The 23,549-nt window shown below is 60.8% G+C and carries 20 protein-coding genes; 8 read left to right on the top strand and 12 right to left on the bottom strand.

From position 1 onward, the window contains the following. Window positions 1-295: 295 nt before the first annotated feature. From QZ326_RS00200 to QZ326_RS00190, 3 genes are read right to left on the bottom strand one after another with little or no spacing between them, the layout of a single operon-like run. Window positions 296-1,105, bottom strand: coding sequence for a metal ABC transporter permease (locus QZ326_RS00200; protein ID WP_295739879.1), 810 nt, complete (start codon window positions 1,103-1,105; stop codon window positions 296-298). Further along, entirely contained in the window at window positions 1,102-1,815 is a 714-nt protein-coding gene (locus QZ326_RS00195; protein WP_295739876.1) for a metal ABC transporter ATP-binding protein, read from the bottom strand. The genes QZ326_RS00200 and QZ326_RS00195 overlap by 4 nt, the downstream gene beginning before the upstream one ends. Continuing rightward, window positions 1,802-2,215, bottom strand: a complete 414-nt coding sequence (locus tag QZ326_RS00190) for a Fur family transcriptional regulator (protein ID WP_295739873.1) — start codon at window positions 2,213-2,215, stop codon at window positions 1,802-1,804. The genes QZ326_RS00195 and QZ326_RS00190 overlap by 14 nt, the downstream gene beginning before the upstream one ends. A 184-nt stretch (window positions 2,216-2,399) precedes the next feature. Here QZ326_RS00190 and QZ326_RS00185 point away from each other — a divergent pair, with 184 nt between their 5' ends. Together QZ326_RS00185 and QZ326_RS00180 are read left to right on the top strand one after the other, a co-directional pair. Beyond that, window positions 2,400-3,317 carry a sugar phosphate nucleotidyltransferase gene (locus QZ326_RS00185; RefSeq protein ID WP_295739870.1) on the top strand — a complete coding sequence of 306 codons (918 nt, stop codon included), beginning with the start codon at window positions 2,400-2,402 and terminating at the stop codon, window positions 3,315-3,317. Window positions 3,318-3,614: 297 nt separating this feature from the next. Next, the gene (locus QZ326_RS00180) at window positions 3,615-4,466 is read left to right on the top strand and encodes a GDSL-type esterase/lipase family protein (RefSeq protein WP_295739868.1); all 852 of its coding nucleotides are present in this window, start codon (window positions 3,615-3,617) and stop codon (window positions 4,464-4,466) included. Between the two features lie 71 nt (window positions 4,467-4,537). Here the strand turns inward: QZ326_RS00180 and QZ326_RS00175 are convergent, their stop codons facing one another. From QZ326_RS00175 to QZ326_RS00160, 4 genes are read right to left on the bottom strand one after another with little or no spacing between them, the layout of a single operon-like run. After that, on the bottom strand, window positions 4,538-6,058 hold the full coding sequence (locus tag QZ326_RS00175) for a DUF4153 domain-containing protein (protein WP_295739864.1): 1,521 nt from the start codon (window positions 6,056-6,058) through the stop codon (window positions 4,538-4,540). Window positions 6,059-6,106: 48 nt separating this feature from the next. Then, window positions 6,107-6,328 (bottom strand): helix-turn-helix transcriptional regulator, encoded by a 222-nt coding sequence (locus QZ326_RS00170; RefSeq protein WP_295739861.1) that lies wholly within the window; start codon window positions 6,326-6,328, stop codon window positions 6,107-6,109. An 8-nt stretch (window positions 6,329-6,336) separates the two neighbouring features. Beyond that, a complete protein-coding gene (locus QZ326_RS00165) occupies window positions 6,337-6,888 on the bottom strand; it encodes a DUF2975 domain-containing protein (protein WP_295739859.1) in 552 nt (183 codons plus the stop codon). 14 nt (window positions 6,889-6,902) lie between these two features. Next, window positions 6,903-7,082: a hypothetical protein gene (locus QZ326_RS00160; RefSeq protein ID WP_295739858.1), complete on the bottom strand. Its 180-nt coding sequence runs from the start codon at window positions 7,080-7,082 to the stop codon at window positions 6,903-6,905. A gap of 504 nt (window positions 7,083-7,586) precedes the next feature. Between QZ326_RS00160 and QZ326_RS00155 the strand changes: the two genes are divergently transcribed. From QZ326_RS00155 to QZ326_RS00145, 3 genes are all read left to right on the top strand, one after another. Then, on the top strand, window positions 7,587-8,030 hold the full coding sequence (locus QZ326_RS00155) for a MarR family winged helix-turn-helix transcriptional regulator (RefSeq protein ID WP_295739856.1): 444 nt from the start codon (window positions 7,587-7,589) through the stop codon (window positions 8,028-8,030). Then, the gene (locus QZ326_RS00150; protein ID WP_295739853.1) at window positions 8,027-9,790 is read left to right on the top strand and encodes an ABC transporter ATP-binding protein; all 1,764 of its coding nucleotides are present in this window, start codon (window positions 8,027-8,029) and stop codon (window positions 9,788-9,790) included. Before QZ326_RS00155 ends, QZ326_RS00150 begins: the two co-directional genes overlap by 4 nt. 97 nt (window positions 9,791-9,887) lie before the next feature. Then, entirely contained in the window at window positions 9,888-11,681 is a 1,794-nt protein-coding gene (locus tag QZ326_RS00145; protein WP_295739929.1) for an ABC transporter ATP-binding protein, read from the top strand. Between the two features lie 53 nt (window positions 11,682-11,734). Here QZ326_RS00145 and QZ326_RS00140 read toward each other — a convergent pair whose 3' ends face one another. Genes QZ326_RS00140 through rlmB form a run of 3 tightly spaced genes read right to left on the bottom strand, consistent with a single transcriptional unit; the run spans window position 11,735 to window position 15,348 of the window. Further along, complete coding sequence (locus QZ326_RS00140) at window positions 11,735-12,325, bottom strand: hypothetical protein (protein WP_295739850.1); 591 nt, start codon at window positions 12,323-12,325, stop codon at window positions 11,735-11,737. 13 nt (window positions 12,326-12,338) lie between these two features. After that, entirely contained in the window at window positions 12,339-14,564 is a 2,226-nt protein-coding gene (locus QZ326_RS00135) for a hypothetical protein (protein WP_295739847.1), read from the bottom strand. Window positions 14,565-14,577: 13 nt separating this feature from the next. After that, entirely contained in the window at window positions 14,578-15,348 is a 771-nt protein-coding gene (gene rlmB / locus QZ326_RS00130) for a 23S rRNA (guanosine(2251)-2'-O)-methyltransferase RlmB (RefSeq protein WP_295739844.1), read from the bottom strand. A 219-nt stretch (window positions 15,349-15,567) separates the two neighbouring features. Here rlmB and ftsH point away from each other — a divergent pair, with 219 nt between their 5' ends. Continuing rightward, window positions 15,568-17,802 (top strand): ATP-dependent zinc metalloprotease FtsH, encoded by a 2,235-nt coding sequence (gene ftsH / locus QZ326_RS00125; protein ID WP_295739842.1) that lies wholly within the window; start codon window positions 15,568-15,570, stop codon window positions 17,800-17,802. 307 nt (window positions 17,803-18,109) lie between these two features. Continuing rightward, entirely contained in the window at window positions 18,110-20,311 is a 2,202-nt protein-coding gene (locus QZ326_RS00120) for a PAS domain-containing hybrid sensor histidine kinase/response regulator (RefSeq protein WP_295739840.1), read from the top strand. 566 nt (window positions 20,312-20,877) lie between these two features. Here QZ326_RS00120 and mnmA read toward each other — a convergent pair. Together mnmA and QZ326_RS00110 are read right to left on the bottom strand one after the other, a co-directional pair. After that, window positions 20,878-21,939, bottom strand: coding sequence for a tRNA 2-thiouridine(34) synthase MnmA (mnmA, locus tag QZ326_RS00115; protein ID WP_295739837.1), 1,062 nt, complete (start codon window positions 21,937-21,939; stop codon window positions 20,878-20,880). 439 nt (window positions 21,940-22,378) lie between these two features. After that, on the bottom strand, window positions 22,379-23,173 hold the full coding sequence (locus QZ326_RS00110) for a sensor histidine kinase KdpD (protein WP_295739835.1): 795 nt from the start codon (window positions 23,171-23,173) through the stop codon (window positions 22,379-22,381). A 91-nt stretch (window positions 23,174-23,264) separates the two neighbouring features. On the opposite strand from QZ326_RS00110, the gene QZ326_RS00105 reads away from it, so the two are divergent. Next, window positions 23,265-23,549 carry a hypothetical protein gene (locus QZ326_RS00105; protein WP_295739832.1) on the top strand — a complete coding sequence of 95 codons (285 nt, stop codon included), beginning with the start codon at window positions 23,265-23,267 and terminating at the stop codon, window positions 23,547-23,549.

Below are 23,549 nucleotides of genomic sequence, written 5' to 3'. Positions count from 1 at the left end.
CGGAGACTGGGTAAACTGCTCTCTGATTATGCGCCATAAGGATTTTTCTTCAATACGAGGTTGCCTGCCGCTGCTGGCTGGAGCAGGAAACAGCCTGCTGCCAAAATAAGGAGCTTGAATGGTTTGTTTTGCCAGACAAATGGTCCGCGGTTATTTTAGAATATGCCGTTTCCGACAGGGACGAGTAAGCCCATCGCCGTGGATCGGTGTAGCGCCGGATGGGAAGGTAAAATTCTGAACCCTTGATTGCCTCTTGACCGGCGGCGAGTTATGAAACCGGGTTTCTCGCACGCCGTCAGCGCCGCAGGGCGCTGACGGCGCAGGAGATCAAAAACAGCGCTAGATTGGCGCACACCACCGTGGCGCCCACCGGGGTGGAACAGACAAAGGACACCGTTAGTCCGGTGCAGAAGCAGGACACTGAGGTGACGGCGGCGCAGAGGATCACGCCGCGGAAGCTCTTGAAGAGCCGCATGGCCGTCAGGGCGGGGAAGATGATCAGGGAGGAGATCAGCATGGCCCCCATCATCCGCATGCCCAGCACGATGGTCAACGCAGTGAGAACGGCCAGCAATGTGTTGTAGCGGTCCACGTTCAGCCCCGCGGCCCGGGAGAAGCTCTCGTCAAAGGTGACGGCGAACAGTTTGTGGTAGAACAGCACGAACAGGCTCAGCACCGCAATCGACACCAGGACGGACAGCGCCACATCCGCTCGGGACATGGCCAGGACGCTGCCAAACATATAGTTGTCCACATCGGTGGTCATGCCGGTGGTGCGGGAGATGACCATGATTCCGACGGCCAGAGACGAGGCGCTGACGGCGGCGATGGCCGCGTCGCTGTTCCAGCGGGGATTGCCCGCCATGCGCAGCAGGAAGAAGGCAGCCAGCACCACCACGGGAATGGAGAAATACAGCGGCGTAAAGCCCAGGGCCACGGCAATGGCCAGGGCTCCGAAGGAGACATGACTCAGCCCGTCGCCGATCATAGAGTACCGTTTTAACACAAGGGATACCCCAAGCAGAGCGCAGCACAGCGACACCAGTACCCCGGCGATCAGCGCCCGCTGCATGAAGGGGAAGGATAACATCTGGAGCAGGCTCATGGCTCCACCTCCTGAAAGCGCCGCCCCTGGGGGGAGGCCAGATATTCCGCCGCGGTGCCGTAGAACAGACTGCCGCGGCCGATATGGAGCACGGTACGGGCCTGACGCAGGGCGGGCCGCAGGTCGTGGGTCACCATGACCACAGCCATGCCCTCTTTTTCGTTGAGGTAGGCCAGCGTCTTATACAGATCCTGGGCGGCGGCAGGGTCCAGGCCGGTGATGGGCTCGTCCAGAATCAGCAGGCGGCCGGCGGCGCACAGCGCCCGGGCCAGCAGGACCCGCTGCTGTTGGCCGCCGGAGAGGCTGCGGTAACTCTCGTCCTTCAGCTCCAGGACGCCCAGCTTCCCCATATTCATCAGTGCTGCCGATTTTTGGGCGCCGGAGTAGAAAAAATGGGTTCCCCGCTGGTTGAGACAGCCGGAGAGCACCACCTCGTACACTGTGGCGGGAAAGTCCCGCTGGGCCCGGGTCTGCTGGGGCAGGTAGCCGATGGCCCCCCGCCGCAGCTCCGGCGCCCGCCAGATCTTGCCGGATTGAGGGGTCAGCAGGCCCAGCAGGCCCCGCAGCAGCGTGGACTTTCCGGAGCCGTTGTCCCCCACAATGCAGAGATAGTCCCCCGCCCGGATGGAGAGATCCAGATGGGTCAGGACGTTTTGCCCCTCATAGCCCAGGGACACGTCCCGGCAGGCCAGCAGTTCAGGCCGTTCCATAGGGCACCTCCTCTCCGTCACAGGCGCTGCAGAGCCCCGTCAAAATGGTCCGGCGGGGGTCCATACGGAAACGGTGGTCTGCCGCCAGATGGCGGCAGAGCTCCTCCAGATGGGAGCAGTCCAGATGGACCATGCGGCCGCAGTGTTCGCACCGGAGCAAAAAGCAGGCCCGGGCGCCGCCGTGGACGCAGAATTGGTACAGCGCGCCCTCTCCGGTGTCTATCCGGTGGACACGGCCCGTCTTCTCCAGCCGTTCCAGCTGGCGGTACACGGTGGCCAGCCCCACCGGGCACTGGTCCTGCCGCAGGGTCTCCGCGATCTCACAGGCGGAGAGAGCCTCCTCCGGCCGTTCCTCCAGACAGTGGAGGACGGCCTGTCTTTGTCTCGTGTTGTATGGCATATGGCATCTCCAATTTGAAAATTATTCTCAGTTTTGCATTCCCCATTATAAATCTTCCAAAGAAAAAGTCAAGGGTGGTTGAAAAGCCGGGAAGGATGGGGTATAGTAATTCTGCGATCTTATGTACAAAAGGCCGGTTTGCGCACTGTGGTCTGAGGCGGCGGACCGGGTACGGAGGATGTTTATGAAGGTTTCCCTGATCATCATGGCGGCGGGTCTGGGGTCCCGCTATGGCGGCAGCAAGCAGGTGGACGGCATTGGCCCCAATGGGGAGATTTTGATGGAGTACTCCATTTACGATGCGCTGCGGGCGGGATTCAATAAGGTGGTATTTATCATCAAACCGGAGATGGAGGGTCTGGTGCGCCGCCTATGCGGAGATTATTTGGAGAGGAGGACCTCCGGGGACGGAAGCCCTGTGGAGGTGGCTTATGCTTTCCAGGATTTTACATCCCTGCCGGATTTTTACCGGCTCCCGCCGGAGCGGACCAAGCCCTTTGGCACCGTTCACGCCCTGCTGTGCGCCGCGGACGTGGTCCATGAGCCCTGCTGTGTCATCAACGCTGACGACTACTACGGCATCGACGCTTACCGGGCGATGTATGGAGAGCTCAAGCGCCTCCCGGCGGAGAGGAAGGCCGCCATGGTGGGATATCTGCTGAAAAACACAGCCAGTCTCCACGGCACTGTCTCCCGGGGTATTTGTACGGTGGAGGACGGGCAGCTGCGCTCCGTCCGGGAGACGAAGAAAATCCAGCTCTATCCCGACGGGACCCTGCGGGATCTGACAGCGGATTGTCCTCTGGACCCCCAGTCCCCGGTGTCCATGAATTACTGGGGCTTCATGCCCTCCATCTTTCCGGTGTTGGAGCGTTATTTTGCCGCTTTTCTGCATGGGGAGGGGGGACAGGACCCGAAATCGGAGTGCCTTTTGCCCATCATGGTAGACGACCTGTTGAGGACAAACGAGCTGGAGGTCTCGGTCCTCCGGTCTGCGGACAAGTGGTTTGGCATGACCTACCGGGAGGACCGGGAGACTGTGGCGGAGGAACTGAGGAAACTCCACCGGGCGGGAGCCTACCCGGAGAATCTGAGGAAATAAGAAGCTGTATTCACAGGTGGGGAATGCTGGATGGGCGCGGAAATCCCCGTTCAGACGGTGTTCAACGCCTGTGAAAGCAGCTTCTGAATTCTGAGCGCCCGCGGACGGACCGTCCGCGGGCGCTTTTTGTCCTGCCACAGCAGGAACCGGTAAAAAACTCCCTGTATTTTGTAAGAATTGTAAAGAATTTGTCATCAAAATTTTATTGATTTGTTTCGACATTTTCCGACAAAATGATGTATAATAAAAAGCGCATAAGAGCGGCGGAAAAATCACAGAGTGGGAGCGGGGAGTCACATGGCAGGAAAACGGGGAAAAAAACGAAATTGGAAGAGGACGCCGGCAGTTTTGGTGATGCTGGTGGTGTCCGCGGAGCTGCTGACGCCGGCGGGGCCGGCGGGCGCCGCCCGAGAGCCGCTTCCGGAAAAGGCAAGAGAAGCTGCGGCAATTGTTCGCCTGGCCGGAGACACAAAACGGGATGCTGCCGCGGCGGTAAAACAGGTGCAGCTTAAAACGGCCGCAGCGGTTTTGGAAGAGCCCTTTGCCCCGGTGCCAGAGAGCGAGGCCGTGGACGATACATATTTTGAGGACGCCGTCTTTCTGGGGGACTCCCGCACAGAGGGGTTCCACCTTTACAGCGGATTGAAGACCGGCACCTATCTCTACGGCGTGGGGGCCACGGTGGAGTCCGTGTTCACCAAGAAGGTCTGGCCTGCCGGCGGAAAGGAGAAGGTCCCCCTGCTGGACGCTTTGACAGAAATTGAGTGCGGCAAGGTGTATCTGATGCTGGGAATCAACGAGCTGGGCTGGAGCAGAAAGGAGACCTTCCACGACCAGTACGCCAGGGTCATCGACCGCATCCGGGAGGACCATCCGGACGCGGAAATTGTTCTCCAGACCATCCTGCCGGTCAGCGCCAAGCAGGACGCCAAGGGAAGCTATGTGAACAACGAGCGTATCGGCGTCTACAATGGGGTTATCCGGGCCCTGGCGGAGGAGAAGGCGTGCTCCCTGGTGGATGTGACGGAGGTGCTGACCGGGGAAGACGGGTGTTTGCCCAAGGACCTGAACTTCGACGGCGTGCATTTGAATCCGGCGGGGTGCAGAATTTGGCTGGACTATCTGCGGACCCACAGCGTGGGGGATTAGGAGTCAGAAGCCAGGACTTTAGGAAAGGCCCGCTCAGAGAGCGGGCCTTTCCTTTTCTGTGACCGGGAGGATCAGTTCCTTCCGGCGGCGAGACAGGCGGAGAGGTTCCAGCTGCGCCAGTCGGCGCAGTCCTCTTGGGCCGCCGCGCGCCGCTTCTCCACCAGACTGCCCGCCGTATGCTGCCTGCTCCACCAATCTCCCTCGCAGATTGCCAAGGGCAGCGCAGGGTCCAGCCGTTCCAGCTGGGAGAAGGTGTCATAGGACAGAGCGTAGGCCAGATAGTGGACGCTGAGAATGGGGCTCTCCCCTGAGAGATACCGGTCCACTTGGTTTTTCGCCACCAGATAGTCCACGGGAATGCAGTTGATTGCCAGCCACCCCGCCAGGGCCAGGGGAAGGGCCCGGCGGCAGAAGGAGCGGTCCGGCCTCCGGGTTTTCTCCAGGGCCGAGAGCAGGAACAGCGCCATCATCACCATGCCCCAGTAGGTCATGAAGCGCTTGAAGCTGAGGCCGTAGGCGGAGACGTACAGTGTCATCCGCCAGGCGGCGGAGGCAAGAAGAATCAAACTCTCCCCCACCAGCGCTGCGGACAGTCCCTGGACGGCCCGCCAGCCCCGGCTCTCCTGCTGGGAGAAGGTCAGGGACGCCATGACCGCCGCCAGATTGAGGATGGTGACGCCCACCATCTGGAAAAAGCCGTTGCGGGCCCAGTCGGCGTAGGAGATACCCCGCTGGGCCAGGTACTCCGGTCCGCCGAAGAGCCCAGCGGACTGCACCGCCAGAAACAGCAGGTACAGCACGTCCAGGGCCCCCAGGATAATGGCAAAGAGGGCGCTGTCCACGGTGTAGAGCGTGCGGGCCTTGGTCTGGACCGGCACGTGGCGGAGGCAGTACAGGAGCCCGAACAAAAAGGGCGTCAGCGCCAGGGCCCAGAAGAGTTTCCAGAGCTCCCGGGCGAAGTGAAGGCGGATGAACTCCACCAGCCCTTGGGTGGCAGCGGCAAACAGGGCGTCTGCGGAGGCCAGCACCGGTAGCAGGGCGGACACCAGCGCCAACGCGGCGGCGGCGCCCAGCACCACCGTGAGGCTCAGACTTTTTTTCTCCCGCCCCGCGGAGATGGCCGCGGGCGCCGCGCCCAGGTGGCAGAAGGCGCCGCGGCACAGCAGTCCCAGCCGCTCCCCCACCATGGCGGGCCGCCACCAGGGCAGCAGGTCCCCGAAGGCCAGGGAGGCGGTGTGGATGGGGACCAGCAGCACCAGGGCCAGGAAATTCCAGAGCCGGAACCAGGGATTGGAGGTCAGGGCGAAGGAGGCGGCCAGCAGCAGGTTGTATGCCAGCAGGACCCTGCTCTCCCGGCGGCGGAGCAGGGCCTCCCGGCCCATGGCGGGCAGGAGGAGGGCGTACCAGGCAAAGACGGTGACGGTGTTTCCCATACCCCAGGGCCAGGTGGCGGCGTTCACCAGCAGGAGACACAGGGCCAGGGACGCGGCCAGAATGAGGCGGCTGAGAGCGGTGGTCTTGTAGATTCTGGGGGCCTTTTGGGCAGGCTTCGCCGTACCCTCCGGAATGAGGGCGTTTTTCATCTGATCCATATCAATTCTCCTGTTCGGGCTGTCTGTTATCTGCGGACAGCAAAAGTCTCATGATTGACCGGGCTCCCGGTCCGGCACGAATTCCAGAATGTCCCCCGGCTGGCAGTCCAGGGCGGCGCAAATGGCCTCCAGGGTGGAAAAACGCACCGCCTTGGCCTTGTTGTTTTTCAAAATCGAGAGGTTGGCCAGCGTCACGTCTACCTTCTCCGACAGCTGGGAGAGGGTTATTTTCCGCTTGGCCATCATCACATCCAAATTCACCACGATCATGGCCCACCTCAAATCGTCAGGTCGTTTTCCGCCTTCATCTCCGCCGCCTGGCGGAAGAGGGCGGACATAACCAGGCATAGGAGGCCTGCCATGGCGAACATGGGGACGAACAGGGCATTGTAGGTGGCCAGGGGTAGGGGAGAGCGGTAGCAGCAGACGCTGAAAATGACCCGGGCCAGGGCCGCGGCGGCAATGAGGAAGCAGCACACGGCGGCCCGCCGGAGGCTGACGGCATTCTCTGACGCAAAAGGGGTCCCAGCCAGAACGGTTTTCAGCACCCGGCGGGCCTGCCAGAGGATGACGGCGGTATTGGCGCCGGCAAAGACGAGAAACAGAGTCAAAGCCCACTCGTGGCCGCTGAACCAAATCCAGCCGTGGGTCCAGGCTGCGGTGGCCCCCTGCAGCCCGCCCCACCACTCCGGGTGCGCCACAAACCTCTGGGTGCCGCCCACCAGAACAACAGCGGGCACCAGATACACGGCAATGATGTTGCACGCCAGGGCGATCAGTACCAGAACGTACAGCACTTTCGCAAGTTTCTGTACCGGAATCCTTTCCACAAAGCATCCTCCTCTCACAGCGGCCGGGTGATGAACTCCATCATCACCGCGCACCCGGCCGCCAAAATCGCCAGAATTCCTACGGAGGAGAACATCTTTCCCCTGTGATTGTGCCGTATCCCCTGTACCAGCAGGACCGCGGCCAGGATGAACAGCGCCAGTCCGGCGGGAATCAGAAAAGCAGTCAAGCACATGGCGGGACACCTCCTTTTTCTGGTATCCTACCACGGGATACGCTGAATGTCAATAAAATTTTATTGTTTTTCGATAAAAATAAGTTGATATTCAAAAGTGAGCGGTGGGAGGGGAGGAATGGCCGCCCCCCTCTGTGCGGGCCATTCCTCCCCTCCCGCCGCAATCTGCCGGAAACGGGGAACCGGGCAGTCCTCGCGGACTGCCCGGTTCCCCGTATGATTATAGAGAAAGGAGAGGGAAAATGGTGTGTGTAGCTCAAGCTTTCTGCTTGATGGGTCCATCATATCCGAGGCTTACCCAAAAGTCAACTGTCTTTGCCCATCCTTCACAATTTGTTTACAACACTTCCAATTTCGACCAAATTCTTCTGATTTTGTTCATAAATCGTTCAAAAATATTGGCATTTTGCACGTTGACAGGACACGGGAGTGTGTGTTATTATTTAGCCCGCTAATATTTAGCTGGCTAAATATTTTGCCAGGCCAGAGAAAGGAGGCGCGGCGATGTGGCAGGATGATTCCCGCCGCCTGGGGCCCACCCTGGGCTGGGCGGCGCAGATGGCAAAATGCGCCATGGACGCGAGAGTGTCCCGTTATGACGTGACGCCGGTCCAGACCCGCGTTCTGATGTATCTCAACCAGCACGGCGGCCAGGTTCCCCAGCGGGAGCTCACGGAGTTCATGCGGGCGAAGCCCTCCACCGTCAACGGTATTCTGGACCGGATGGAGGAGAAGGGACTGGTGCAGCGGACCGTCAGCGACACGGACGCCCGGCGGCGGCTTATCACCCTGACGGATAAGGGCAGAGAACAGCAGGCCCGGTTTGTGGAGAGCTTTCTGGACAGCGAGGAGGCTATGGTCCGGGGCCTTTCCGCGGAGGAGCGGGAGACACTGCTGCGGCTGCTGGACCGGATTGTTGAGAACTTAAAGGAGGAACTGCATACATGATAAAAAAACTGTGGCCGCACGCCAGACCGTACGGCAGATGGATTGCCGCCGGCGTGCTTTGCAGCGCCCTGGAGGCGGTGTTTGAGCTGCTGATTCCCCTGGTGATGAGCGACATTGTGGACATCGGCATCAAAAACGCCGACCAGGCGTTTATTCTGCAAAAGGGCGGACTGATGGTGGTCATGGCCATGGTGTCTCTGGCCTTCGGCCTGGGGGCGGCGGTGTTTTCCTCCGTAGCGGGCCAGGGATTTGGCGCCAATCTTCGCAGGGCGGAGTATGAGCATATCCAGGAGTTTGCCTTCTCCAACATTGAGAAGTTCTCCACGGCCTCCCTGGTGACAAGGCTCACCAACGACGTCAACGCCATGCAGATGACGCTGATGATGGGCATGCGCCTGCTGGTGCGGGCCCCGGTGATGCTGGTGTCTGCCCTGGTGCTGTCCATCCGGATCAGCCTGCGGCTGAGCAGCGTGTTTTTGGCGGCGCTGCCGCTGCTGCTGATTGTGGTGGCGCTGATTTTGACCCGGGTGGGGCCCATGTTCCGCTCTCTCCAGGAGAAGACCGATGCGCTGAACCTGGTGGTACAGGAGAATCTGGCGGGCATCCGGGTGGTGAAGTCCTTTGTCCGGGAGGAGCATGAGAAGGAGAAATTCACCGCCCGCAACCACGATTTGAAGGACACCTCCCTGCGGGCCTTCGGCGTAGTGGTCATCAACATGCCCATCATGATGCTGATTGTCTACGGTACCATCATCGCCGTCATGTGGTTTGGCGGACAGATGGTCTACGCCGGAACCCTGGAGGCGGGAAAGCTGATGACCTACTTCACCTATATCTCCCAGATCATGGTGTCTCTGATGATGGTCTCCATGATCTTTATGATGCTCAGCCGCTCCGTGGCCTGTGCCCGCCGCATTGTGGAGGTGCTGGAGGAACGGCCCGCCATTACCGACCAGCGGGCGGAGACCGATACCGATGAGAATGGCGCTGAGACGCCCGCCGCCGTGAAGGACGGCAGTATCGACTTTGACCATGTGTCCTTTAAGTACAGCGCGGAGAGCCCGGAGTGGGTCCTGCGGGACGTGAGCCTCCACATTCCCTCCGGAGCCACCGTGGGCATTCTGGGAGGCACCGGCAGCGCTAAGACCACATTGGTGTCTCTGATTCCCAGGCTTTACGAGGCGGGAGAGGGCGCCGTGTCCGTGGGCGGCCGGCCGGTGGAGGCCTACACCATGGAGCACCTGCGGGATGCGGTGAGCGTGGTTTTGCAGAAGAACACGCTGTTCTCCGGCACCATTCGGGAGAACCTCCTCTGGGGCGATCCCAATGCCTCGGAGGAGGAGCTGTGGGCGGCCTGCCGCGCCGCCTGCGCCGACGAGTTTCTGGAGCGGATGCCCGACGGCCTGGACACCGACCTTGGTCAGGGAGGCGTCAACGTCTCCGGCGGGCAGAAGCAGCGGCTGTGCATCGCCCGGGCGATTTTGAAAAAGCCCAGGGTATTGATCCTGGACGACTCCACCAGCGCCGTGGACACGGCCACGGACGCCAAAATACGGTCGGCCTTTGCCAATGAGCTGAAGGACGCCACAAAGCTCATCATCGCCCAGCGGGTGGCCTCCGTGCGGGACGCGGACATGATTCTGGTGATGGACGGCGGCCGGATTGCCGCCCAGGGGACCCATGAGGAGCTGATGGAGAGCTGTGAGATATACCGGGACGTATACCGGTCCCAGCAGGAAGGGGTGAGCATCGGTGGCTGAGAATAAAAGACCTGTGGGGCCGGGCGGCCCGGGACATCATGGTCCGAAAGGCGGCTTTCAAAAACCGAAGAATATCCGCGGCACGCTGGGGAAGCTGATGGGTTACCTGGGGCGGTACAAAGCGCTGCTGGCGGTGGTGGTAGTGCTGCTTTGTGTCAGCTCCGCCTGCACCGTGGGGGGCTCCTATCTTATCAAGCCCTTGATCAATGACTATATCCTGCCCGGAGATTTTCCGGGGCTTGCGAAAATGCTGTGCCTCATGGCGGCAGTGTATATTACCGGGGCGGTGTGCTCTTTTGGCTACGCCCGGATTATGGTGCATGTCGCCCAGACCTGTGTGGCGAAAATCAGGACGGATCTCTTTGAACGGATGCAGAGACTGCCGCTGAAATACTTCGACGCCCACACCCACGGCGAGCTGATGAGCCGCTATACCAACGATATTGAGACCATCTCCGAGGCTCTGAACAACAGCTTTGGCAGTGTGGTCTCCTGCACGCTGAATTTTTTGGGCACCATTGTCATGATGCTGGTGCTGAGTCCCGCCCTGACGCTCATCACCTTTGCCGTGCTGGCGGTGATGCTGCTGGTAGTGCGGACCATCGGCGGCCGCAGCCGGCGGTATTTCGCGGCTCAGCAGCAGGCCTTGGGTGAGGTCAACGGATACATCGAGGAGATGATCGAGGGTCAGAAGGTCATCAAAGTCTTCAACCATGAGACCGCCGCAAAGGAGGGCTTCTATACCCGGAACGAGGCGTACCGCCAGGCGGCCTCCCGGGCCCACGCCTACGCCGGAGCTATGATGCCCGCCATGGGAAACCTGAACTATATCAACTACGCCGTCAGCTGCTGTCTGGGGGCCATGTTCGCCATTCACAGCGGCGGGACCTTCCGGCTGGGAGATCTGGGGGCTTTCCTCCAGTACACCCGGCAGGTGGGCCAGCCCATCACCCAGATTTCCCAGCAGATGAACACCATCCTCTCCGCTATGGCCGGCGCGGAACGGGTTTTTGAGGTGATGGAGGCCCAGCCGGAGACAGACGAGGGCAAAGTGGTGCTGGTGCGGGCGGCAGAAGATGCCTCCGGCGGCCTCACCCGGGTCCACTATGACAACAACACCTGGGCCTGGCTGAAGCCGGACGGTACGCTGGTCCCCCTCCGGGGAGACGTGCGGTTCGATCATGTGGTGTTTGGTTACAACGAAGATCGGGTCGTTTTGAACGACGTATCCCTCTTTGCAAAGCCCGGGCAGAAGATCGCCTTTGTGGGCTCCACCGGCGCGGGCAAGACCACCATCACCAGCCTCATCAACCGCTTTTATGAGATCCAGAGCGGTGCCATTACCTACGACGGCATCGATGTGCGGGATATTGCCAAGGACTCCCTGCGCCGGTCCCTGGGCGTGGTTTTGCAGGATACCCACCTTTTCACCGGCACCGTGGCGGACAATATCCGTTACGGCCGTTTGGACGCCTCGGACGAGGAGGTCCGCGCCGCTGCCCGTCTGGCCGGGGCGGACAGCTTTATCCGGCATCTGCCAAAGGGATATGACACCGTGCTCAGCGGCGGCGGCAGCAGCCTGAGCCAGGGAGAGCGACAGCTTTTGAACATCGCCCGGGCGGCCTGCGCCAACCCGCCAGTGCTGATTTTGGATGAGGCCACCAGCTCCATCGACACCCGGACAGAGAAGCTCATCGAGCAGGGCATGGACCGGCTCATGGGGGGGCGGACGGTGTTTGTCATCGCCCACCGCCTCTCCACGGTCCGCAACGCCAAGGCCATCATGGTGCTGGAGCAGGGGCGGATCGTCGAGCGGGGCGACCACGACGACCTGATCGGACAGCACGGCAGGTACTACCAGCTGTACACCGGCCAGGCGGAATTGGCGTGAAAGATAAAAAGAGCGGCATGGCAGACGCCATGCCGCTCTTTTTGACAGGGTAATCATTCTCTGCCGTCTTGCTCCCGGCGGAAAAAGGTAAGGGTAACCGGGGGAAATTCAAAGCCCCGGCTCTCCGCACAGGCGCCGTCCGGCCGTGCCCGGCCAGTCACCTCGTAATACTCGCCGGTGTAGCGCAGCCTGCTCCGGTCAAAACCGGCCTGAAGCGTTTTGACGTATTGGAAAGGATGATCCATGGGTTCCAGCTGAAACGCCTCCTGAATCCGCGCCAGGACTGCCGTCCGCTCCGGCGGCGTTTGGCGTGCCTCCTCCGCCAAAAAAGCCAGGAACTGCGCCTCCGTCCACCAGACGATCTGTTCCAGGGCGGTGGTGGTGCCGCAGGACAGCAGAAGGCGGAGGAAGTCCCGGAAATCCGCCGCCAGGGGGTAGACGTTTTCCTCCGCACAGCTCTCCGGATTTACGGCAAAGACCATCTCTCCATAGCCCCGGATGAAGCAGTAGTGGATGCCGTTCTCCCAGCCGATGACCTCCGCGCCTTTGGGCGTGCAGAAACAGCCGCCCTTTTTGGGTCCCCTCTCCAGATTGATCCAGGAACCGTCAATATTCAGTTTCTCGTATTTTTGAAAATCCGTCACAAAGGATGCCTCCTCAGTACCGGCCCGCCCAGTCCACCATCAGCAGTACCGGCAAGGTCCACAGCAGCAAAAAGAGCTCCAGGGCCAGGGGCGTCAGCAGGGTATACTGCTGCAGAAACACCAGATAGAAGGCCAGCAGTGTTCCCGCCGCGCTGCCCAACAGGGAGAAGATGGTGGAGCGGCGGACCGCCCTGCACATCCGGCGGCTGCCCACCACCGTCTCGGCGTAGGGCAGCAGACCTTCCCGGAAGATCAGCGCCCGGGGGAGGCCCCGGTCCAGCTCCGCCTCACTGAGGGCCACTCGCGTGGTCAGGTCCGGAAACTCCACCTTCACGCCCTTGTAGAACTTCCGGCGCAGCAGCTCCGGGACGAGGTTGGGGTCCCGGGAGGCCAGAATGGGGAAGACACGGCTTCGAGTCATCATCCGCAGGGCAAAGTCCACATTTTCCGAGGCGTTGTACTTCACCGCGAACACGGCGATGAGATGGTGATCCACGGAGAGGAACAGCCCGGTTTTCAGGTTGATATCCCCGGGCAGGCGCACGTCCATCTTCCGCATAAAGGAGGCGGTGCCCATGAGAATGGACTCCCCGCGAATGGTGCCGGACCAGCCGCCCTCCTCGTAGAAGGCGAAGCCGGATACCTCCTCGTAGCTGCCCAGCTCACTGCGGAGCAGCTCGTCAAACAGCCGCTCCAGTCCGCTGCCGGCGGCCCGGGCCATGGAGGCGGCATAGGACACCGCTACGGACAGCACCTCGCCAAAGACCTTCACGCCGCCCAGCTGCATGGTGCCGGGGGGAAAGAGGTCCGCGTCCGTCAGGATCATCTTCCGTCTCCGGCTGACACGCTCCGCGCCGAACCACCCCGCCACGGTGCAGCCCGCCTTTTGCAGGTGCCGGGCCAAATTGCCGTAGGCCAGCCCCCAGCCTAGGGGCAAAGCAAAGGAGGCGCCCGCCGCCAGAATGGCGGACCAGTTCAGAAAAAAGTCGTCTACCCGCTCCTGGCTCAGGGAACTGAGGCCCGCGAACACCATGGAGGCCGCCAGCACCAAGGGCAGGAAGACCGTCTGCCACAGGACCGCGCCGTTGTCCCGCATGGCGGCGGTGTAGAAGCCGGAGACGGCGCCGCGCTGCTTGCAGGCCCCATGGGGGGTGTCCGTCACAAGATAAGGGGGATCGTCGTCCAGCGAGGCGGAGCGGAAGGTGTCGTACATTCCGCTGCTCTCCCGCTGGCAGCCCCACAGGGCAAAGGCCAGGGCCAGACAGCTGACGGAGGCGTAGGGCACGGTGTCTGTCCGCTGGTTTTCCATCAGGCGGCAGACGCAGTCCGCCGCCGAGACCAGAGAGGAGAGTGCGATCAGCAGCTCTCCGGTACAGCGGCCCCGGACCAGCAGTTTTACTCCCTTGAAAAAGACATGGCGGCACAGCAGAGCCGTCACAGCCAGGCACGCCAGCAGGATATATGTCTGCCGCCGGGGGTCGTCGCTCCAGCCGGGGACGGCGATGCCGAAACGCTCCAGCGCCAGCAGCAGCGTGGGAACCAGGGAGACGACAGCCGCCGCGGGCAGAAGGCGCCTGCGGCGGTGGTACGCTGCCCGGTACTCCGCCGCTGTCCGGAACAATTCCGGCTCCGGGCCGATGGGCTCCGGCTCCGGTTCGGGTTCCGGCTCCGGGGGACCGTAGAGCTGTTCCGTCTCCTCCAGAGGCTTCCGGGAGAACAGACCCCGCCGCTTGGGGGGCAGCAGGGGCTCCGACGACTCCTCCATCACCGCGTCCACAGTGCTGCCCACCATGTCCTCCAGGGACACGGGGCGGGGTGCTTTGGGCAGAGCCATGTCCAGAATGTCCATCTCCACAGTAGGGGAGGCGGGCTTTCGAAAAGAGGGGTCCGCCAGGATATCCTCCAGTTTGGGTTCCTCTTCCGGTGTGGGGGCCCCCGCCGGTGCGGGCGTCTCCTCCAGCGGGGGCGGCGGGGCAGGCTTCGGCTTGGGTGGTTCCCCCTCCGGCGGAAGGGGCTGCGCCCTGGAGGGCACCGGCTGCGGCGGCGGAGGTACCAGGTCCGGCGGGGGCGGCGGGGGCTCCTCCTCCGGCGGAGCCGCCGCCGTGCCCTTGAGAAGCGTATGCTCCAGACTGCCGCCGAACTCCGCCAGAATCTCCTCCAGAGAGTACTCCTCGTCGGAGGCGGGGATGTCCGTGACGTTGTCCAGGCCGTATTGGGTTTTCTCTTCTTTGGGGTCCATAGGTATCCTTTCCTCAGCCGATCCGCTGGCGGACCGCCTCATAGAGCAAAATGGCCGCCGCGGCGGAGGCGTTCAGGGAGGAGAGCTTCCCCCGCATGGGGATGCTGACCAGAAAGTCGCAGTTCTCCGATGCCAGGCGGGTCATGCCCTCGCCCTCGCTGCCAATGACAATGGCAGCGGGGCCCTTTAAATCGGCGTCATAGAGGGCGGTGTTTCCGTCCGCCGCCGTGCCGAAGATCCACACGCCCTGCTTTTTCAGGTCCTTCAGAAGGGAGGGGATGTTGGGCACCCGGGCCACCGGCACGTGGGCCACCGCCCCGGCGGAGGTCTTGGCCACGATGGCCGTCAGTCCGGCGCTGCGGCGCTTGGGGATGATGACCCCGTGGGCCCCGGCGCACTCGGCGGTGCGGATGATGGCGCCCAGATTCTGGGGATCGGAGATCTCGTCGCACACCACGATCAGGGGGGGTTCCCCCCTCTCTTCCGCGGCGCGGAGAATGTCCTCCACACCGGCATATTCCCGCACGGCGGCCAGGGCGATGACGCCCTGATGGGCGTGGGTGCGGCTCATGGCGTCCAGCTTCCGCCGGTCTGCCTCTACCACTACGGCGCCGGCGGAGCGGGCCCTGGAGGCGATGTGGCCCAGGGTGCGGTCCGTCTCCCCCTTCTGGAGGTAGATTTTATCGATTACGGTCCCTGCCCGCAGCGCCTCGATGACGGCGTTGCGTCCCTCGATGATGCCATCGGCCCCGGCGGTGAGGCCGTCTCTTCTCTTTTCGTCCATAGTGTCTCCTTGCAGCAGATTTTGCCGTATTTAAAAACCAGTATACCATACAAGCGGGAGACAATAAAGTGGAATTCACAGAAATTTCATAGAAAAAACATCTCTGGTCCTTGTAGCCTTTTCGGTTGTGTGTTATACTGCGATATACTGCCTGTCATATAGGTATATGGAGGATAAGCGGTTTTTCGGCTATTTTTCCTCTGAAAGGAGTTCCAATAAATGGATCAAAACGACAACAAGAACAAACGCGGCGGCAAGAGCGGCGGCAGCTGGCGGGGCGTTGTCCAGCTGGTGTGCTGGGCGCTGCTGCTGACCATTGTCATCAGCTACGCCTCCACTTACATGACCAGTGCGGGACGTCAGTCCTCCTCCGTGGAGCTGGAGTACAAAAAGGACTTTTTGGAGATGCTGGAGCGGGGCGATATCGCCGCCGTGGACTTCGATAACAGCGAGGCCATTTTGATCATCACGCCGGTGGACGGGTATGTCTACACCGACAGCGAGGGCAGGGAGTATAAAAAAATCACCCTGGAGGACGGTTCCGCCGCCTACACGGTCCTTGCGTCTGTCTCGGAGGAAAACGGCGCCTACTCTGCACAGGAGCGGCCGGTCTCCCTGCGGCTGTTCACCGTGCAGCTGGAGTCCTACGAAAAGGTAATCGAGCGGGCGGAAGAGGCGGACAGAGCGCTGGGGCATACGGGGGATGCCAACATCCGCGTTAACAAGGACTATCAGGCTCAGGTCAGCCCCATTATGCTCTTCCTGATCGAGTACATGCTGCCATTTGTGGTGCTGATGCTGGTGTTCATGCTGGTGATGCGCTGGGTGGCAAGCAAGAGCGGTATGGGGGGTATGGGCGGCATCGGCGGCGTGGGCAAGTCCAACGCCAAGGTGTATATGGAGAAGCAGACCGGCGTTACCTTCGCCGACGTAGCGGGCCAGGACGAGGCCAAGGAATCCCTTACCGAGATTATCGACTTCCTCCACAACCCCGGAAAGTATACGGAGATCGGCGCAAAGCTCCCCAAGGGTGCGCTGCTGGTGGGCCCCCCGGGCACCGGCAAGACACTGCTTGCAAAGGCCGTGGCCGGCGAAGCCGACGTACCATTTTTCTCCATCAGCGGCTCCGACTTTGTGGAGATGTTCGTGGGCGTGGGCGCCAGCCGTGTTCGGGACCTTTTCAAGGAGGCCAGCAAGGTGGCCCCCTGCATCGTGTTCATCGACGAGGTGGACACCATCGGCAAGTCCCGTGACAACCGCATGGGTGGCAACGACGAGCGGGAGCAGACCCTGAACCAGCTCCTGGCGGAGATGGACGGTTTCGACCCCACAAAAGGCGTTATCCTCCTGGCGGCTACCAACCGCCCGGAGGTGCTGGACCAGGCCCTGCTGCGGCCGGGGCGGTTTGACCGCCGGATCACCATTGACCGGCCCAACCTGGCGGGGCGCATTGCCACGCTCCAGGTCCACACCCGGAACATCAAGCTGGCCGAGGATGTGAACCTGAAAAAAGTGGCCCTGGCCACGGCCGGCTGTGTGGGCGCAGACCTTGCGAACCTTGTGAATGAGGCCGCGTTGCGGGCCGTGCGCAAGGGCCGCAAGCTGGTGACCCAGGAGGATATGCTGGCCGCCTTCGAACTGGTGATTGCCGGCACGGAGAAAAAGGGCAGTGTCCTCACGGAGTTTGAGAAGAAGCTGGTGGCGTACCACGAGGTGGGCCACGCCATGGTTGCCTATAAACAGAAGAACACCGAGCCGGTGCAGAAAATCACCATTGTCCCCCACACACAGGGCTCTCTGGGCTATACGCTCCTGATGCCTGAGGAGGACAAGACGGAGCTGCGGACAAAAGAGGAGCTGATGGCGAAAATTACCGTTTCCATGGGCGGCCGTGCTGCCGAGGAGGTGGTGATGGACACCATGACCAACGGTGCGTCTCAGGACATTCAGGATGCCACCAACGTGGCCCGGAATATGGTGGCCATGTTCGGAATGAGCGACGAGTTCGGCATGATGGCTCTGGCCTCCCGGAGAAATCAGTATCTGGACGGGGGCTACGGAATGGACTGCGCCCAGGACACCGCCGCCCGCATGGATTCGGCGGTGAAGGAGATCTTGGACCAGTGCTACAAGACCGCCGTGGAGGTTATCCGGGAGAACCGGGAGGACATGGACAGGGTGGTGGCGTATCTGCTGGAGAAGGAGACCATCACCGGCGGCGAGATGGTGGCCATCATTGAGGGCCGGGACCCGGAGCTGGTGGAAAACCCGTACGCTTCTGCCAAGCCGGCGGAGGAGGGCTTCCGCCCCTCCGCGCCGGAGGGGATTGAGGCACCCGCCAAGAAGGTCCACATGATTTCTCAGAAGATCGAGGCTCCGGGAGGGGAGACTGCTCAGGAGGCGGAGCCCGGCCAGACGGAGAAACCGGAAGAGACTGGCGAGGGGACGGAATAAGGCCTGTCTGTTTATGCAGAATAGAGCTGAAAGGCGCGCCGTCAGGCGCGCCTTTTTTGTGACAGAATGGGAAATAATAATTATAATGACAAATGTGAGACGTTGTGGTAAAATCTCCATGTCAGATTTAGAACCCGTATTCATAACCGGGAAAAGCCGGCTGTGCGAGAGACTTTGCCTCCAATCAAGGCGAATTTTATCGGCAGACTGACGCCCTGTGGGAAATTTTATGGAGAGTGGAGACAAAAGCCCCCTCACGGACGGCGTTTGGGGCTGCGAATACGGGGTTTTAGATGAGGAGGGCGCTATGAGGAATTGGGATCGGGACAACCATCTGATGGGTCATATCGCGGAACTGCTGAGCGCCCTTCAGGACAGTCACCTGGATATCGGGTATCTGCTGAACGGGAACGGAGCCGAGCGCCTGCATACCCTGCTGGAGAGAGAGACGTTTCAGGCGGCATGGGAAAACCTCCGGTTTATGGAGGAGATGCCCGGCGGTGTGCTGATTTACTACGCCGACGGCGGCGAGGAAATCATCTACGCCAACCGCGCCCTGCTTCGGATATTTCAGTGTGGCAGCATGGAGGAGCTTCGAACGCTGGCTGGGAATTCCTTTCGGGGGATGGTGCACCCGGAGGATCTGGACGAGGTGGAGCGGAGCATTCAGGAGCAGGTGGCGGGCAGCCAGTACGATCTGGATTATGTGGAGTACCGGGTGCGCCGGAAGGACGGAGAGATCCGGTGGATCGAGGATCATGGACACTTTGTCCGGGGCGGTTCCGGGCGGGATATCTTCTATGTGTTTTTGAGCGATGCCACGGACAAATGGAATCAGCGGCTGGCGGAGCGAAGCCTCCTGCTTGACGAGAACCAGAAGCTCCAGTCTTTGACGGAGGAATATGACAGAGAACGGATGCAGATCAATCAGGAGTATCTGCGGCGGCTGAGGGTGATCGAGGGCCTCAGCGCTAATTACGAGACCATTTTATATGGAGAGCTGGACAGCGACCGGGTCCGTCCCTATCGCCTCAGCAGCCGGACCTGCCGGATGTTTGGGAAGGACTGCGGCGTCCGCTCCATGAGCGGCTATATGGCAGAGTATGTGAACAGCTGGGTTTGTCCGGAGGAACAGGAGACGGTGGGCGCGGTGCTCAACTTGGAAACTGTCCGCAAGAGGCTGCTGGCAGACAGGAGCTTTTATGTAAATTACCGGGTTCTGGAGGATGATGAGGAGCGGTATTTGCAGCTGTGGCTGGTGGATGTGGGCCGTGAGCGGCAGGCCGCTCAGATTGTGATGGCCTCCCGGCGGATGGATGAGGAGGTCCACCACGAGCTGGAGCAGAAACAGCTGCTGGCGGAGGCGCTGGAAAAGGCGAACCAGGCCATGGCGGCTAAGGACATATTCCTCTCCAACATGTCCCACGACATGCGTACGCCAATGAATGCTATTTTTGGCTTCGCGGCCCTGGCCAGAAAGAACCTGGGAAACCCTGCCGCAGCCCGGGACTATATTGATCGGATGGAGGCCTCCGCCCGGCAGCTGATGGGGATGATTGAGCGGGTGCTGGAGATCTCGGCGGCGGTATCCGGGGATTCCAATACCCTGGAGGAGGCCTGTGATCTGTGCGGCATTGTCCGGGAGATTTACCATTTCATGGCGCCCCAGGCAGAGGAAAAGAACATAGGCTTCTCGCTGGACTGTTCCGGTGTACGCCACAGCGGAATTTACGGCGACAGGGAGAAGCTGCGGCAGCTGGCGTTGTATCTTACCAACAACGCTGTGACGTATACAAAGCCCGGCGGTGAGGTGCGGGTGACGCTTATGGAGCGGGAGCTGATGCCGGGGCAATATGCGGTTTACCAGCTGGAGGTGGCAGATACCGGCATCGGCATCAGCCAGGAGTTTCTGGAGCGGATATTCGAACCCTTCTCCCGGGAGAGGAACACCACCTACAGCGGTGTCCATGGCATCGGGCTGGGCATGTCCATTGCCAAGAGCATTGTGGACAAGATGGGCGGGACCATCTCCGTGCGCAGCGAGGTGGGCAGGGGCAGTATTTTTACGGCAACCCTGGATTTCCGTATTCAGCCGGATACGGCGCATCTGTCCACAGAGGGGACGGCTGTCCGGCCCAGGCGGATTCTGCTGGTGGAGGACAACGAGATCAACCGGGAGATTGCCACGGAGCTTCTCCAGGAGCTGGATTTTATCATTGACACGGCACCGGACGGCAGCGTGGCCGTGGAGAGAATGCGCCAGGCCCGGCCCGGGGATTATGACGCGATTTTAATGGACATTCAGATGCCAGTCATGGACGGCTGGGAGGCCGCCAAGGAGATCCGCGCACTTCCAGATTCGGCGGTGGCGAAGATCCCCATCATTGCGCTGTCGGCCAACGTGCTTGAGAGCGATCTGCGCAAATCCGCCGAGAGTGGGATGAATGCCCACCTGGCAAAGCCTATGGACGTGACAGAGGTGCAAAAGACCATCGAGGATCTTTTATAGTCAGTGCGGCTGAAAAGGGATTCTCCGGGTTCTTTTCAATGTGAAACACCGAAGTGCGGCTCTCCGTGCTTGGCGATATCGCCGCCGCTGACTGCAAAAGCGGATATGTCGTTCCTTCAGCGGGTACGTTTGGAAAGAGGCAACAGGAGGCCCCGTATGAGGGCCTCCTGTTCGCTTTGGCATTTATAGGCAGTTAACTTGAAAAGCATCAAAAATGCTTTTTCCGGAGAATTCCGCCGGGGCCGCTGAAAGCGGCCAGTTTATTGGACTTCATAATAGTTCAGTAACCGTGCGCTTTGCGCAATGGCCGCCCATAAGCCGGCCATTTTTCAACTTCACTGACCATAGCAGACAAAGCCTAAAAAATATTTTCCTGAGGCTTCTGATTTCGTGCAACTTTTACCGTGCCGCCGCATATACTGGCAGGAAGCGCAAAATGCAAAGGAGGATATGACTGTGCGGTTTTTTGAAAACGACATCCTTGGAGATGTGGATGATCTGATCTTTCAAGACTGTTGGCTGGCCAGCGACCGTTGAAAAGGACGCCTCCTAGAGGCGTCCTTTTCTCATTTCACAATGGTTCCGCCTCCAACCACAGACTCGCCGTCGTAAAACACCACGGCCTGTCCCGGAGTGACGGCCCGCTGGGGCTCCTGGAAGACAACCTGTATGCGGCCATCCGGCAGGGGTTCCGCCACAGCCGCCGCTTCCCTCTGGCTGTGTCTTGTTTTGGCGGTAACGGATATGGGGGATTCTAGAGCCGGGATGGAGATCCAGTTCGGACGGTCCGCCGTCAGCTCCCGGGTGTAGAGGGCGCTGTCAGGCCCCAGAGTCACGGTATTGGCGGCGGAGTCCTTTCTCAGCACATACAGCGGTGCGTCCGCGCTGACGCCCAGACCTTTCCGCTGGCCGGCGGTATAACAGGGCAGGCCTTTGTGGCGGCCCAGCACCCGGCCGGTCTGGTCCACAAAGTCGCCGGGGACCAGCTCCGCGCCGCCATGATGCCGCAGAAAGGCCACATAGTCTCCCTCCGGAATAAAGCAGATATCCTGGCTGTCCGCCCGGTGGGCATTGGCCAGGCCCGCCTCTGCCGCCAGAGTCCGCAGGGCGGGCTTCTCATACTGTCCCACCGGCAGCATCAGGTGGGCGAGCTGATGCTGGGTCAGCTGATAGAGGAAGTAGCTCTGATCTTTCCGGCGGTCCCGGCCCCGTAAGAGCCGCCAGCGGCCGGAAGCACTGTCAAAGGAGACATTGGCGTAATGGCCGGTGGCCAGGGCGTCGGCCCCCTGTTCCAGGGCCCAGTCCAGCATGGCACCGAATTTGATGGCCCGGTTGCAGTCCAGACAGGGGTTGGGGGTGCGGCCTTGGGCATACTCGGAGACGAAGCGGTCCATGACCGCCGTTTGGAACAGCTCCCGGAGATCCAGGACCGTGTGGGAGATACCCAGCGCAGCGGCTGCGGTCCGGGCGGCCTCGATTTCCGTCTCCGGCCCCTGCCCGTTGGGACAGTCCGGCCGCAGGCGCAGGGTGACGCCGGAGACGTCATACCCCTGACGCAGCAGTAAAAGGGCGGCACCGGTGCTGTCCACACCGCCGCTCATAGCTACAAAGACACGCTTAAAGGCCATATGGGGCCCTCCTTTCAATCAAGGACATACTGATATAGTCAACTGGCAGACCTGAGGCCCGCAGGCGTGTTGCTGAAAAGAACCCGGGGGATTCCCTCAACTGTACTGACTATATTGTAGACTATGGAGGAGAAAAAGAAAAGAAAAACATTCCGGTTCCGCGGCGGCGAAACCGGAATGTTGGGGGATGCTGAGGCAATGAGGGCGCCCGGCAAATTCTCTCCGGCATTTTCGTGTTCAAGATATCCATATCCGCCGTCTGACCTGCCGGTTTTCGGACTAGGCCTTGTTTGATAAAAGGCGGAATGGCCAACGGTGAGAGATCTTTTTACCGGGCAAGACAAAAATTCGCAGGGATACTTTGTGCTCTTCAAAATTTTTAACGCGGTACAGCGGAAAAGAGCCGTGGCCTGGGCGTTTTGACATTTTCAAACAAGGCCTAATCCTGATTGCAGATGAGAAATGCCTGAACGGGCAGAGCATCCGCCAGGGCCAGCAGGGTGTGGTTAAAGCCGCCGGTATAGTCAAAGGGGATGTCGGACACCGTGCCGTCCACCTGCCGGTCCGGCAGAGAGAGGGTGAAACGGCTGCCCTTGCCCATTTGGGATTCCGCCATCAGCATGCCGCCGTGGCGCGCCGCGATCCGGCGGCACAGAGACAGGCCCAGCCCCAGGCCGTGGGGGGGGGCGAGGTCCTGGCGGTCTGTATGGAGATAACCGTCAAACAGAGAGGTCAGGCGCTCCGGGGGAATGCCCTGACCGGTGTCGGTGACGGAGAGGAGGACCCGCTTGGTTTGTGCCCGCAGCTCCACAGTAACAGTGCCGCCGGGTGGAGTAAATTTGAAGGCGTTGGAGAGCAGGTGGAAAAGCAGCTGTTCCAACAGTTGGGGCTCCACTGCACAGATGTGGCGGGGAAGTGTGCAGGAAAACCGCACTTCCAATCCCAGCAGCCGGGCCAGGCCGCCGGCCCGGTCGCAGACATCCCCTACCAGTTCCACCAGGTCCCGGTTCTGGAGAGAGAGGGGGGCGTCATCCGAAAGGGCGGCGGCGGAGAGAAGATTTACCAGCCGCAGCAGCCGGTAGTAGCTCTGGTCCATGACAGCGGCCCTGCGGTCCAGGTCCGGGTCTTTCTCCCGGGCTTCGGGTGGGACTGCCTGCAAAGCCGCCAAGTGAAAGGTGCCGAGGGCCGCCCGCAACTGGGCGGTAATGGCGGGAAACAGGGACTCAGGTTGCATATAATGAGGTTCCATGGCAAACTCCTTTCAGGCGGCTGAGGCAAGGTTCCAGCGTTGGCAGTAGCATTTGCCGCGGACGGGATGAAAAACCATGGAAAACAATGCCTGCGACAATAACAGGATAGCAAAAGGAATGGATAAAAACAAGGTTTTTGTCGAATTTTATCAGAATTTGTCGAATGGAGAAACAAAAAAGATACCGGGCAGTAAAGCCCGCCGCCTTATGTGTATAGTTAATGCGGCTGAAAAGGAGGGTGGCCTTCCTCTCCAGCCGGCGGACTGGGGACCGCACGAAGTCAAATACGGAGCCCTTATACGGCCCGGAATGCCGCACAGCGGCACATTTTCGGGAGACAGAGCGGATGAGAAATATTAG

The organism is uncultured Oscillibacter sp., from assembly GCF_910587525.1.
Taxonomy (GTDB): domain Bacteria; phylum Bacillota; class Clostridia; order Oscillospirales; family Oscillospiraceae; genus Oscillibacter.
The sequence above is the reverse complement of the archived record's forward strand: the minus strand, read 5'-3'. Positions and strand labels throughout refer to the sequence as shown.